Below are 13,040 nucleotides of genomic sequence, written 5' to 3' on the forward strand. Positions count from 1 at the left end.
GCTAAATATCGGTTGAGGTATCTTGAGCGTTTGATTCAAATCCGCACTACCGGAGATCGGGCTGAGGTGGTGTAGCACAACTCTGAAACGTTTTCCCATTTTCCGGGATTTTTCTCGTGTGAAAGGAAAAAGCTTAAATAGTGTGGATCATTTCCGGTGAGGTATGGAGAAGAAAATCATGCTCGACGAGAACGAGATGCCCGACAGATGGTACAACATTCTGCCCGACCTTCCTGAACCCCTTCCCCCACCGCTCGATCCGGAAACCAACGAGCCGATGAAGCCGGAGAAGCTCGAGGCGATATTCCCGAAGGAGCTGATCAGGCAGGAGATGAGCGAGGAGAGGTACATTCCGATTCCAAAGGAGGTTCGCGACATCTACCTGCTCTGGAGGCCCACCCCGCTCATCAGGGCTACGAGGCTCGAGGAGTACCTGAAAACCCCGGCGAAGATCTTCTACAAGTATGAGGGCACAAGCCCGCCGGGAAGCCACAAGCCAAACACCGCCGTTGCTCAGGCGTACTACAATGCTAAGGAGGGAATTGAGAGACTGACGACCGAGACGGGGGCTGGACAGTGGGGATCGGCCCTCGCCTTCGCGACGAGGCTCTTCGACATGGAGTGCAGAGTTTACATGGTCAGGACGAGCTACCACCAGAAGCCGTACAGGAGGGTTCTGATGGAGCTGTGGAACGCCGAGGTCATCCCGAGCCCGTCGAACCTGACAGAGAGCGGCAGAAGGATACTCGAGAAGGATCCTGACAGCCCCGGGAGCCTTGGAATAGCGATAAGCGAGGCGGTGGAGGATGCGGTTAAGAACGACAACACCAACTACAGCCTCGGAAGCGTCCTGAACCACGTCCTCCTACATCAGACGGTGATCGGGCTCGAAGCTGAAAAGCAGCTCGAAATCGCGGGGGTTGAGCCCGACATCATGATCGGGTGCGTCGGAGGAGGGAGCAACTTCGCCGGGCTTGTGTACCCGTTCATAAGGAAGGACGGCGTAGAGTTCATAGCCGTGGAGCCGGAGTCATGCCCCACGCTTACCAAAGGAGAGTACAGGTACGACTTCGGAGACACCGCCGGACTGACGCCGCTATTGAAAATGTACACGCTCGGTAAGGACTTCGTCCCACCGCCAATCCACGCCGGAGGGTTGAGGTACCACGGAGACGCTCCAACGCTTAGCCTGCTCGTTAAGCACGGGATCGTGAAGGCGAGAGCTGTGGCTCAGCTGGACACGTTCAGGGCCGGCAAGATTTTCGCCGAGACTGAAGGTATAGTCCCCGCCCCCGAGTCAACTCACGCGATAAAGGTGGCGATAGACGAGGCGCTTAAGGCGAAGGAAAAGGGAGAGGAGAAGGTCATAGTCTTCAACCTCAGCGGCCACGGGCACTTCGATCTGAAGGCGTATCAGGACTTCATGGAGGGGAAGCTATCCTAATTTTTTCTCAATCTGTCCATAATGAAGAGCCCCGTGATCAGCAGTCCAAGGTTGAAGATCGCGCTCACGGCCATGGCCTTTCTGTAGTCGAGGTAGGTGTTTATCAGGGCAGTTATGTTGAAGTAGAGCCCTATCACCGCGACGAAGGTCAGCACTATTGCGAGCACGAGCATGGTCTTGTTTACCGCCTCTTTCTCATCCATAGGGCAACACCACCTGCAATCCCGAGTGTGAGGAGCTCGAATCCCGGTGAGGCGAGCCTCTTTTCTTCATACGGGGTTGGAACCGGCACCCTCGTCTCGGTTATGAAGTCCTCCACTCTAAACCCCTTCTCCTCCTCAACCTTGCTCTCCTGACTCTTCCCGGGATTCAGCCTGAGCTCGTGGCTCCAGGACTTCACGAGATATCCGGCATTCCAGAGCTCGAGCACGATCCTATAGTTGTACCCGTCTCTGAGCGTCAGCTCGAAAGACACGAGGTTCGTCCTGTCCTTCTGCAGCTCCCTTTTCACCCACTGATCATCTGCCATGACGTTCGACTCGAGCTGCACGGCCTTCAGGTGGAACTCCACGGTGCTGTTTCTGGGTGTGTCTATGTAATACGTGACCCTAACCCTCACGAACTCGTCCGTCTTGTTCAGAAGCCTGAAGTCCACATCCCTAACAGTCACATCCACCGACTTCTCCGCAGGTGGAAGCGACGAGAGCCCGTACATCCTCATCTCCCTCATTGACAGAGTCTCCCCGTCCTGCTCGAGCAGAACCCTGACCCTGTAGTTGTAACTCTTGCTCACCGAGCAGTTTAGAACCGCGGTGTAGTCGCTCTTCGTCCTTTCTGGAATGGGCTTCGAGAACTCGCTGACGAGCAGATTTGTCTGCATGTCTGTGAACTTCACGATGAGCGAGAGGTTCTCCAGCCTTTCCGGCTTGGATATCTTCACCTTAAACTGGAGAGTGACATGGCTGGAGTTGACGTCGAGCGCCCTCATCTCCACGTCCTCTATGTACGCTCGTGATGGCTGTGGCTTGCCTGACGGCATGAGGGAGACTGCGATGGCCAGTACGAGCAGCACGGAGATTGCTGCGAGGTACTGTTTGATGTTCATGAAGTTAGCTGGTGTTAAGGTAAATAAAAATTCTTCGAAATAGTGATCTTTGTTATCTTTAATCGTCTGTTTTTGAACCCAGCAGATTTTTAAATACCTCGCCTGAACTCTGAACTGGATGGGTGGCGAATCGCTGGTGCTGGCGTTTCCCTCTGGCAAGGGGGGTGTTGGTAAAACCACCGTGGCCGTCAATCTGGCTGCAGCACTTGCTCTCAGAGAACTGCGGGTTGTGCTCATTGACACGAACTTTGCTCTGCCGAATCTCCACCTGTTTCTCGACGTGGTTCCGGAGAGAACCCTGACTCACTACATGTCCGGAGATGCGGGCATCGATGATATTGTGGGAGAGGTCTGGGTGAGAGATGCGGCCTTCGACGTAATTCCATCGGAGTCGCTAGTGGATCTCAAGGCGAAAATCGACCTGAACCTGCTTAGCGACGTGATTAACCGTCTTAAAGGCAGTTATGACATCTTGCTGCTTGACATGCCTCCGGGACTGTCGAAATATGTGGTCCTGCCGCTCAAGGCATCTGATGCTGTCGTTATTGTGACCTCGGATTTCAAGGCATCACACTCTGACGCCCTCAGGGTCCTGAAACTCGTGCAGGGTGTTGGAAAACCCCATCTGGGCTTCATCGTCAACATGTGCAGATCCGGGGGGTCGAGGTACTTCGAAACAACTGATGTTTTCAGCACTGTGCCGTACGATCCGTTTATCAGAAGGGCCTACACCTCCGGCAGGACGATTTTTCACACTCCAGTGCCGGGATGGCTGGCCAGGTCGAAGAGGTCTTTCGAGGGCATGGCTGAGAAGATCGCACAGCTAATGGTGTAAAAATTTCAGATGGGGCCGCCGAGACTTGAACTCGGGTCTCCACCCCCCCAAGATGGAAGGATAACCAGGCTACCCCACGGCCCCGTGTTCTGGCACCCATTTGTTTGAACTGGGTTTAAATATTCTCCGATTGGAGAGCGCATTGATTCTGATGACTTCAATTAAACACCTGAAAATAATATTTTCTGGATAATTCTTAAATATGGGTTGATCGAAAGACAGAACATGTGTCCGGCTCTTGCGAAGTTTGGCATTGACAAGCTTGACGATATGCTCGGTGGCGGCCTCGATAGGGACACTGTCAATCTCGTGGTTGGCAGGAATGGTGTTGGCAAGACGATTCTCGCCTCTCAGTGGGCTGCTGAGGGTGTGAGGGAAGGGGAGAATGTGGCATACATTCTCACGACCATGTCCGAAAACAGCTGCAAGAGTTATCTCGGCAACTTCAGTTTCATGAAGGACTGTTACGACAAGATTGACTGGATCTTTCTCGATATTGACGTTCGAGATCTGCTCCCTCTGACAAAGGAGAACTTCAACCGCGTCTTCTCCTCACTCTTCAGGGGAAAGCTCGATGACGTTGACAGGCTCGTCTTCGATTCGGTGACGAGCGTGGAGAAGGCTTTTGCCGATCCCGTGCTTTACAGGAGAGCGCTGAAGTTCTTCTCTGACCTCTGCTACGACAGCGATGTGACTGCCCTCATCGTTGAGGAGGCACCCCTTTACGGCGAGTTCGGAGAGGCAAAGGCTCTCTCGGAGTGCGTCATACACCTCGACATACTCAGAGTCCCGAACGGGTATGCGAGGGCCATGAGGCTGATAAAGAAGTATAGAACTGGCCATCCCCTTGACTGGATCCCCTACGAGATAACTGACGACGGGATAGTGCTGAAGGAGGGCAGGTATGTCAGGGTCAGCTATGAGTTCCACTACGAGTCTGGGTAAGCGCGTCTTTGAGGAGATAAGCAGGGGGAATGAGGTAATCCTAATAAAGACTCCCGTCAGGTCGTATTTTAACGTTGTTTATGACGTGCTCAGGTTCCTGACCTCGGTTTCCGAGGGGATCTACGTCTCCCTCAGCAAGCCGTGTTTCTCCATCAAGAAGCAGCTCGAGAGGGAGGGTGTCAACGTAAACAGGTTGATATTCGTCGACTGTGCAACAAAGCCGTTTACGGGGACTGTGCCGAGTGAAGGAGCGTGCGTCTTCATCGAATCGCCCAACCCGGTGCAGATCGCCGTTTACGTGGAGAAGGCAATGAACATGGTGAACTCAGATCTCAGGTTCGTTTACATGGACTCCCTCTCGACAATATCCCTCTACAAGTCCCCTGAGACCCTGATCAAGTTCATGAGGCAGCTCACAGGCAGGATCCGGCTCAAGGGGTTCAAGGCCATCATCGTTGTGGTTGAGAACGAGATCGAGCCACCCTACCTTGCTCAGCTCTCCCTCATGTGCGACTCCGTCATCGAGGTGGAGTGATGAGGTTCCTCACCGGAATAGAGGTGGTTGACAGGCATGGAGGAGTGTATCCCGGTCTTGTTTACGTGCTCGAGGCTCCGGGTGCTGGCGGGAGGGAATTTGCCTACAGCATGCTCCACAGGAATCGTGAGAGGGAGAGGCTCGTCATATCCATTACCGCCACGGAGGAGGATGTGAGGAGAGAAGTGCAGCTGATGTACCCGGAAATTGGGCAGAGCGTGCTTGAAGGTGTGAGAATCGTGAGTCTGGCTGAGCTGTACTTTCAGGACAGCATAATCCCCATGAAGTGGGTCTCCGGGAAAGCTTCAGCAGAGTCCCTGAGAAGGAGGGACGACATTCTCTCCGGGCTGATAAAGACCTTCGACTCTCTGGAAGACGGGAGTGTCGTGGTTCTCGACTCAGTCACGGACCTCGTAAGGCTGTCTGGGAGAAGGCTTGAGTGGGAGGACATCGTTGACCTCCTGAACGGCCTGAGGAAGCTCGGTCTGAGAAAGGACTGCGTCATCCTCGCTCTCCTGACTTCCAGCGTCCTCGATCCGGGAAGGGAAAACGAGCTTCTGAGCTCCTCTGACGGCATAGCTGTCTTTGAGTGGGTTGAGGAGAAGGGAAGCCTGAGCAGGTGGATGCACTTCCGGAAGCTCCTCGGAATAATGCCGATGCTGGAGAGGGAAAAGGTCTCGAGGCTGCAGATCAGGACCGACCCGAGGGTGGGCTTTGCGGTCACCACATACGAGAGGGTGATATGATGCACCTCCTCTCCACGGGAATAAGGGGACTGGACGTGATGCTGGGCGGCGGGATACCGAGGGGACACATGGTTGCGGTCGTTGGCCAGTACGGGACTGGGAAGACAACGCTTGGCCTCCACTTCATCTACGAGGGGCTGAAGAACGGGGAGAGGGGTGTGATAATCAGCTTCGACGAGGACGAGGAGAGTGTGATTCAGACGGCGGAGAGCTTCGGCATGCACTTCTCCGATTTTCAAGACCAGATCGTGGTCATGAGACTCGAGGCTGAGGACGTTAAGAGGAGCCTCGAGAGGGTTGAGAGCGAGGTCAAGATGCTTGTGGACGACATAATGCCATCAAGGATGCTCATCGACTCGATATCCGTCCTCGAGACGCTTTATGATGATGCCGGAAGGTACAGGATGCTCGCAAGGGTCAGGAGCCTCGTGAAGTCCTCGGGGGTCACGGCCATCCTGACGAGCGAGTGCGACAGGACAAACCCATTCAGCTCGAAATACGGAATAATCGAGTACGTCTCAGACGGGCTGATCTCCCTGAGGATCATCAGGGAGAGCGAGCTTGAGGAGGCCATACTCGCCATAGAGGTTGTGAAAATGAGACGGATGAACCACTCGAGGAGACCGAGGCCATACTCAATAACGAGTTCGGGCATCGAGGTTTTTGAAGAAGCCGAAATAATGTAGGTCTGTGCACAGGCTCCCTTGCTTCTGGAGGGGTCTTCTGGGGGTTCAGTTTGACCGCTAAATCGCAACATTAATATATTCTCCCCTTTACAGTCAGAGTATGAAGAGGAGAATGGTTATTCTGCTGTCCCTTCTTGTTCTGGGGGCACTTATTCTTGGATGTGCTCAGGAGGAGAAAGCGAAGGCAACACCAACTCCGGTAAAGGAAGAGACCAAGGAGGAGAAGACCCCCACACCGACCCCTGAGAAGACCTCAACGCCAAAACCGACACCGGAAAAGACCCCGACACCCACACCAACCGCAACGCCAAGCAAAACTGAGGCCTCAAAGTCACCGGTAGTCGAGTGCACCGTCTGCCACACGAAAGCCGCTGAGTACAAGCCGCACATCAACGGCGGTCAGTACTGCGCCAACTGCCACGGCAGCAACCCGCACACGATCCACGTCGGGCCGGGAACGATCAACCTCGACTGCAGCATCTGCCACGGGCCTCCGGACAACATCCAGATACCCAAGCCGATAGAGGAGGGCAGGAGCGTCTGTGAGAACTGCCACGCTTATCCAGATGCTACAAAGCCGAGCTACGGCAACCTCGTCAACATCCACCTGCCGAGAGGCAAGTACTGTACGGTCTGCCACGGAACCGACATACCCGGCCTCCACAAGGCTGCCGACTCGTTTGTAGAGTAAGGAGATTATGAAACCCAAAACCCTATTATTTTTTGTGATTTCGCTGATAGCAGTCACCTCGATGTGCGCACAGCCTTCTGAAAAGCCGCCTGAGAAAACCCCCACACCCCTTCCAACTCCAGTCACAACGCCAACGCCCACACCCACTCCCACAGCAACTCCAGCACAGGAGCAGGGCTCGGCATCTGAGGTTACGTCGGAGGCTGGCCCTGTCTGCGAGAACTGTCACCTCAACTCCAAGAGGCAGTACGTGCCTCAGGCCGACAAAATTCCCGGACATATTGATGGTGTGAAGTACTGCCAGTACTGCCACGCTCAGGGCAATGACGTGGTTAATGAGATCGCAGACCTCCACCACTCAAAGTACTCAGACTGCCAGAGGTGCCACAAGGACTACGATCTGGAGAAGATGGACTGCGGATCGTGCCACGGCTACCCAGACCCGTTCTCACCCAGCGGCGGAAACCTGCTGAAGATACACATGGACAGGGGCGTAGGCTGTCAGGACTGCCACGGATACGACTTCCTGAGAATCCATCAGGATAAGGTGATCTTTCCCGACAGGTTCAGGGTACCTGTCGGGTGATTCTTTTTAAATTTCAGAAGACGAGCGGAGTGTAGCCATCTGCTATGAGCTCCGAAACTATTTTCCCGACGTACTCGAGCCTGACGCTCTGCCCCATCCTGTCTTCGTAGCCCTTCATCTCCGCGATCCTCTTGCAGGCCAGCGGTGCCTCTCCCTTCTCCCTCGCGAACATCTCAAGCATCGTGAGGATGTCCGGATCGCCTTCGGCCACAAGCTCCTCGACAGGGCCAAACAGGATGAGCTTCACGTCCGCCCACCCGTGCTTGGTGGCGTTTACAGCGTACATGAGCCCCGTCATGGCCTTCTCCTTCTCAGCCCTACCGCTTGAGACGATAACGAGAACCTTCGGCTTCATGTCTCTTCTCCCTCCTCCTCATGTATATAGCTTTCCTCGCTGTATGGGGTGTTGAAGAATCTCCAGATCCTCTCGGCCGTCTTCCTTCCAACCTTGGGCACCCTCATCAGCTCCTCAACGCTCGCGTTGGCTATTGCCCTCACCGTTCTGAAGTGTTCGAGCAGGTTTCTCGCGATCACGGGCCCAACCTCCGGAATTGCAGAGACGACGTACTCGAGCTCCTCTCTTAAGCTGCGCTTGGTCTTGTCTGCATGCAGCGATACGTCCCTTTTCTTTATCTCCTGCTCCCTCCTCGCTATGGAGACGAGAAAGTCGGCCGTCTCGTCTTCGTTCCTCGTGAATATCACGGGAACGCCGAAGTCAATCGCTATCGTCGCTATTGCACCCCTCACGGATGACGGGTTAACCCTCCTCCTTCCGTATATGCTCTCCCCTTCTATTATCACCACCGGCCTCTGGTAACTCCTCTTCAGGTTCATGATCTGGGAGAACAGCCTCTCCCTGCCCACAAGGCTGTCGAGGAAGTCGTCCACGGTCTTCCTCTCAACGCCAACCCTCTCGCTCAGCACGTAGTCTGCGACCTCCAGATTCCTGACAATCACATCCACACCTTTCTCTCTGAGCTTCCTCACAACCCCGCTCCTCATCTCCCTCGAGTCGGCGTAGATCACGAGCCTTGGAGTTTCTTCTTCGAGCTGAATGAACCTCTTCAGGCTGTAGTCGCTCTCTCTCGCCCGTATCTCGTCCCTAAGCCTGTAGAGCATGTCGTACATCATCTTCTCCTTCCTCACGCTCGCCCAGTAGTATGCCTCGTCCCTCGTCCCCTTGGTTATGAGCACGACGATTCTTCCTTCCCTGCCCCTCCCGGTTCTCCCCTTCCTCTGGATCGCCCTTATCTCCGACGGAACGGCCTCGTAGAAGACAACGAGGTCTGTTGCAGGGATGTCGAGCCCCTCCTCACCAACGCTCGTCGAGACGAGCACGTTGACCTCACCGCTCCTAAACGCGTTGAGAACCTCCAGCTGCTCCCTCTGACTCATCCCCCTGTCCTCTTCCCTGTTTGCCTGACCGATGAACTTCTCCGCTTTGAAGCCGTGCCTTCTCAGCACCTCCACGAGCTTGTCTGCCGTGTCCCTGAAGTTTGCAAAAACAATCACCCTCGAGTCCGGCTTCCTTTCGAACTGCTCTCTGAGAATCTCGATGAGCTTCCTCATCTTCGGATGCTCCACGCTGACCTTCAGTGCCCTGATCATGCTCTCTCTGAAAACCGGGTCTTCAAAGAGCGACTTCGAGGCCTTGCTGCCCCTTCCCTTAGCCTCCCTGAACAGCCTCTTCAGGTACCTCTTCAGGGCATCAACGCCCTGCGTCTCTATGAGTTCTATGGCGTGCTGGATCTTCATTATCTCAGCGAGCACGGAGAGTGCCTCAAAATAAACCTGCTCCCCCGTCTCCCCTGCCTGAGTCTGCAGGGCCTCTTGAAGGGCGAGGAGCTCCTTTTTCGTTGCGTTCGAGATGTCTATGTCGAGTCCGAGCCTCTGGAATTTCCTGTAGCGCATCTCAAGCGACTTCTCGAACCCCTTTTTCACAGCCTGAAGTTCCTCTGGCATCTCCACCTTGACCCACTCTATCTCCTTCTGGGACACGTAGGGCCTCACGTCTGGGTCGTACTCCGTCTTGATCTCGAGGTTCTTTATGAACAGGTTGCCTATGACTTCTCTCACCCTCTCGATGTCGCTTCCCGGCGAGGCGGTTATCCCGAGTATGAGGGGGTTCCTTGCCCTCTGCATGTACTCCTTGGCTATGAAGACGTAGGAGTAGTTCCCAACAGCCCTGTGAGCCTCGTCAAATATCACGAGCACGAAGTCGTCGAGCTTCAGCCTTCCGGTCAGGATGTCGTTTTCCACAACCTGAGGTGTGGAGACGATGACCCTCGCTTTCCCATAAATCTCCGGCCTCTTTTCAGGAGGAGTTTCCCCGCTTATCGCCACTATCTCGCTTTCGTCAATTCTCAGCGTCCTTCTCAGAAATTCCGCGTGCTGCTCAACGAGGGGCTTGGTCGGGGCGAGGAAGAGAACCTTCCCGTCGTGGTTCAGGAGGCGTGACGCTATGACGAGGAGCGCGACAACCGTCTTTCCGAGTCCCGTTGGCAGAACTATCAGCGTGTTGTCAAGGAGGGCTGAAGCGGCGAGTGAGAGCTGGTAGCCCCTTCTCTCCACGGTCTTTGGCTTAATCAGTGGGTGAGAGATGAACTCCATCAGAAGAGAATGGGAGGGAGTATTTAAAAGGATGGGGTCGGCCTCTCAGCCCTCACCTTGCTGGCGCTGTACCTTCTGTGGATCAGGAGGAGAGTGACAAGCAGGTATCCGAACTGGACGAAGACCCTGAGCCACTCCATGCTCGCAGAGTATCCGAACATCACTGCGAGTACGCTCCCAACCGCTCCCTTGTGGTGGAGGGGGTTGCTGGCGTCGATGCCGAGCGCGTATGCCTCTTCGAACAGCCACGACTTGTATCCCTTCTCCTCAGCGAACTCTATCAGCTCGTGTGTGCCGTAACCTGCGAGGCCAGAGGCTATGAACGCTAACAGAATTCCGGTCACGTAGAAGAACCTCCTCATGTCCATCCTGTACTCGAGCCTGAACACCGCAAGGCTCAGCAAAAGTGCCGCGGCAATTCCCGCTCCCGCTCCTGCAAGGGTTCCAGCGCATCTCTGGTGGCGTATGGCGTGAGGAACAGCACGGTCTCGAAGACCTCCCTGACCACGAACACGAAGGCTATGGCAGCAATGCCCCACCTGATTCTCGAGCTGGCCCTGGATTCGATCTCCTCCCTCACGTTCTTCCCCGACATCCAGACGATCATGTACGTCAGAACGGCCACGGCAAGATAGCTCGCAGCCCCCTCGAAAAGCACCTTCTGCTCCTCTCCCAGAGCACCGGCGGTGAGAACCAACCCGAGCGCGGCAATCAGGCCGAGAACGATTGCAATCAGCGCTCCTGTATATGCATACCTCACTTCCGCTGTTTTTCCGCTCCTTCTCAGGTATGCCACGAGTATCGCCACCAGCAGCGCCGCCTCGAATCCCTCCCTCAGCGTTATCACGAACTGCCCCATCATCTTAAACACCGTTAAATTTTAGGTGAGCCTAATTATTTAAGTTTTTTGGCTGCCCTAAAATTACCTACAAAAAATGAAACGCCGAGATTCACATCTCCAGCTCTATCCCGTACACCTTCTCGACGTTGTCCTTGCAGATCCTCATCACGAAGTCCTCGTCGAATCCCTTCTGCAGGAGCTCCCTCACCTTTCTCGGCACGGTCTTTGGCCCGAGAACGCTGCCTGGCCTGTCCCTGTCGTCTATGTAGTCCGTCTCCACCAGAAACCTGTCGCCCTGCTGCGCTGCCTTCAGCACGTTGTCACCCATCGCTATAACCGAGGGAAACATCCCGAGCTCCTCGAACTCGTCCACTCTGGCGGGGGAGAAGTGCTTGACAACCCTCTCTCTTTTCAAACCCGCCCTGTCTGCAAGCCTTGCGATCTCCTCCATCCCCTCTCTTGTGTAGCTCTCGGTGTGCAGCTGCACCGCACATCCGGCATCCCTTGCGACCTCAAAGGCGTGCATCATGACCTCGTTGCTCGTCTTCCAGATGTACTCGCTCACCTCGTAGTGGGGTCTGCCGGACTTTATCGCTATCGCCTTCCCCTCTGCCACGTACTCTCCGGCAATCTCCAGAGCCTCCTTCATTATCTCTGCCGCCCTGTCCACCCCCCACCTCTTGGCGAGGATCGTGATCTCAGCGGGGTGGACTGATAGGACAGCATACGCCCTGACTATCTCATTAGCCTTCCTCACGAGCTCGATGTGCTGGTCGAAGATCTCCCTGAAGTCCTCTCCGCTTTTCGGAAAAACGCCGTAGTGATGGCTCAGAAGGGAGACAAGCAGGACGTGAGTTCCTCCAGCGTTTTTGAACTGCTTCAGAGCCTTGAGCCTCAGGTGATTGTACAGGTGCATGTGGTTGTCCGTGACGATCATGGCAATCCGTGACCCTTGCGCTTTAAAACTTCAACCCAAGCCTGTCCCTCAGAACCTCCACGCACCCCTCAATGTGGCTGAACCTCCTCCCCTGCTCTTCACTTATCTCAACGACCTTTCTGAAGATCTCAAGAACCTCCTCCCCACCACTCACGACCGCAACCACCTCTGCGAACCTCGGATGCCTGCCGAGCCTGCCCCCGGCGAGCACCCTCAGCCTCACCTTTCCCGAAATCGCTCTGGAAGGACAGGCTCTCACGCAGTCCCCGCAGCCAATGCACCTCTCGTTGAAAACCGGAAACTCATCGAAGTCTATGGCATTTTCCCTGCAAGCCTCAGCACATCTTCCGCATGAGGTGCACAGCTCGGGGTTGAGCTCTGGAGTTATGAACGCTATAACGCCAAAATCCTTGATCTGGGGGGATGAGCATGAGTTGGGGCACGCTGAGAACCCGGCCTTTATCCTCTCGTGGCTCATTCTTGCCGTGTAACTGCTCTCCGACACAACTGCCATGATGTCTCCTTCGATTGATCTCAGGTCTGAGAGGGCGTTCCTGCACTGCCTGCAGAACACAATCTCAAAGCCAGATTCCATGGTTCCATTTTCCCCTTCCGGGGTTTAACTCTGCTCCCTAAGTTCTTCGGTCAGATTATCCTTTTCCTCTCGTTTCCGGGTTTGAGAGAGTACACCTCCTCGGGCTCTATAACAAGCGCCCCAACGGGGGTTCGCTTGCCCCCGCTCGCGCTCTCGACGAACTCCTTGATCTCCCTGTAGTACTCTCCCTCGTAGTCCATCCACGCTCTCCCCTTGACCATGTATCCGAAGAATCCCTCCTCACCCCTCTCGGCAAATCCTATGGCAGCCTTTCCAGTTCTTTCCACGTTTCTGGACGTCTTTTTTATGAAGTTGTATGCCACGACTATCTTCCCGTCCATCACCCTTACGAAGCAAACGGGGGCGAGGTGGGGCTTTCCATCCCACGTGGAGATCCAGAACAGTCTGGATGAGCAGTCGCCCTCGAACATCCTGAGAATGTCCTCAAGCCTCATGAACATCAGCCTGCGGGAAATTATAAAAA

General features: G+C 54.9%; 15 protein-coding genes, 1 tRNA gene and 1 pseudogene. 8 read left to right on the plus strand and 9 right to left on the minus strand.

What is annotated here, in order from left to right:
- Positions 1–163: 163 nt before the first annotated feature.
- Complete coding sequence (locus tag GAH_RS06065) at positions 164–1,444, plus strand: TrpB-like pyridoxal phosphate-dependent enzyme (protein WP_048095349.1); 1,281 nt, start codon at positions 164–166, stop codon at positions 1,442–1,444.
- On the opposite strand, the gene GAH_RS06070 is transcribed toward GAH_RS06065, so the two are convergent.
- Positions 1,441–1,647, minus strand: a complete 207-nt coding sequence (locus GAH_RS06070; RefSeq protein ID WP_048095353.1) for a hypothetical protein — start codon at positions 1,645–1,647, stop codon at positions 1,441–1,443. The two genes, GAH_RS06065 and GAH_RS06070, sit on opposite strands and share 4 nt — an antisense overlap.
- The gene (locus GAH_RS06075) at positions 1,626–2,549 is read right to left on the minus strand and encodes a DUF7490 domain-containing protein (protein WP_048095355.1); all 924 of its coding nucleotides are present in this window, start codon (positions 2,547–2,549) and stop codon (positions 1,626–1,628) included. Before GAH_RS06075 ends, GAH_RS06070 begins: the two co-directional genes overlap by 22 nt.
- 118 nt (positions 2,550–2,667) lie before the next feature.
- On the opposite strand from GAH_RS06075, the gene GAH_RS06080 reads away from it, so the two are divergent.
- Positions 2,668–3,384 (plus strand): MinD/ParA family ATP-binding protein, encoded by a 717-nt coding sequence (locus GAH_RS06080; RefSeq protein WP_048095357.1) that lies wholly within the window; start codon positions 2,668–2,670, stop codon positions 3,382–3,384.
- 10 nt (positions 3,385–3,394) lie between these two features.
- Here GAH_RS06080 and GAH_RS06085 read toward each other — a convergent pair.
- Positions 3,395–3,468 (minus strand) — tRNA-Pro (locus tag GAH_RS06085).
- Positions 3,469–3,591: 123 nt separating this feature from the next.
- Between GAH_RS06085 and GAH_RS06090 the strand changes: the two genes are divergently transcribed.
- The 6 genes from GAH_RS06090 to GAH_RS10895 all read left to right on the plus strand — a co-directional run bounded on the left by GAH_RS06090 (position 3,592) and on the right by GAH_RS10895 (position 7,573).
- A complete protein-coding gene (locus tag GAH_RS06090; RefSeq protein WP_245603985.1) occupies positions 3,592–4,329 on the plus strand; it encodes an RAD55 family ATPase in 738 nt (245 codons plus the stop codon).
- Entirely contained in the window at positions 4,304–4,864 is a 561-nt protein-coding gene (locus tag GAH_RS06095) for a hypothetical protein (protein WP_156967407.1), read from the plus strand. The genes GAH_RS06090 and GAH_RS06095 overlap by 26 nt, the downstream gene beginning before the upstream one ends.
- Complete coding sequence (locus GAH_RS06100; RefSeq protein ID WP_048095363.1) at positions 4,864–5,610, plus strand: RAD55 family ATPase; 747 nt, start codon at positions 4,864–4,866, stop codon at positions 5,608–5,610. The genes GAH_RS06095 and GAH_RS06100 overlap by 1 nt, the downstream gene beginning before the upstream one ends.
- Positions 5,607–6,296: a KaiC domain-containing protein gene (locus tag GAH_RS06105; RefSeq protein WP_052747785.1), complete on the plus strand. Its 690-nt coding sequence runs from the start codon at positions 5,607–5,609 to the stop codon at positions 6,294–6,296. The genes GAH_RS06100 and GAH_RS06105 overlap by 4 nt, the downstream gene beginning before the upstream one ends.
- A gap of 100 nt (positions 6,297–6,396) precedes the next feature.
- Positions 6,397–6,987 (plus strand): hypothetical protein, encoded by a 591-nt coding sequence (locus GAH_RS10790; RefSeq protein WP_048095367.1) that lies wholly within the window; start codon positions 6,397–6,399, stop codon positions 6,985–6,987.
- A 34-nt stretch (positions 6,988–7,021) separates the two neighbouring features.
- Positions 7,022–7,573: a hypothetical protein gene (locus GAH_RS10895; RefSeq protein WP_218915463.1), complete on the plus strand. Its 552-nt coding sequence runs from the start codon at positions 7,022–7,024 to the stop codon at positions 7,571–7,573.
- Positions 7,574–7,586: 13 nt separating this feature from the next.
- On the opposite strand, the gene GAH_RS06120 is transcribed toward GAH_RS10895, so the two are convergent.
- The 6 genes and pseudogenes from GAH_RS06120 to GAH_RS06145 form a co-directional block, all read right to left on the minus strand.
- Positions 7,587–7,928 carry a hypothetical protein gene (locus tag GAH_RS06120; RefSeq protein ID WP_048095371.1) on the minus strand — a complete coding sequence of 114 codons (342 nt, stop codon included), beginning with the start codon at positions 7,926–7,928 and terminating at the stop codon, positions 7,587–7,589.
- The gene (locus tag GAH_RS06125) at positions 7,925–10,183 is read right to left on the minus strand and encodes a DEAD/DEAH box helicase (protein WP_048095373.1); all 2,259 of its coding nucleotides are present in this window, start codon (positions 10,181–10,183) and stop codon (positions 7,925–7,927) included. The genes GAH_RS06120 and GAH_RS06125 overlap by 4 nt, the downstream gene beginning before the upstream one ends.
- Positions 10,184–10,206: 23 nt before the next feature.
- A pseudogene (locus GAH_RS06130) lies at positions 10,207–11,045 on the minus strand (FTR1 family protein).
- A gap of 88 nt (positions 11,046–11,133) precedes the next feature.
- Entirely contained in the window at positions 11,134–11,961 is an 828-nt protein-coding gene (locus GAH_RS06135) for a TatD family hydrolase (RefSeq protein ID WP_048095375.1), read from the minus strand.
- 22 nt (positions 11,962–11,983) lie between these two features.
- On the minus strand, positions 11,984–12,556 hold the full coding sequence (locus tag GAH_RS06140; protein ID WP_052747786.1) for a 4Fe-4S binding protein: 573 nt from the start codon (positions 12,554–12,556) through the stop codon (positions 11,984–11,986).
- A 50-nt stretch (positions 12,557–12,606) separates the two neighbouring features.
- Positions 12,607–13,011 carry a pyridoxamine 5'-phosphate oxidase family protein gene (locus GAH_RS06145; RefSeq protein WP_048095376.1) on the minus strand — a complete coding sequence of 135 codons (405 nt, stop codon included), beginning with the start codon at positions 13,009–13,011 and terminating at the stop codon, positions 12,607–12,609.
- Positions 13,012–13,040: the final 29 nt, after the last annotated feature.

It is taken from the genome of Geoglobus ahangari (assembly GCF_001006045.1).
GTDB lineage: Archaea > Halobacteriota > Archaeoglobi > Archaeoglobales > Archaeoglobaceae > Geoglobus > Geoglobus ahangari.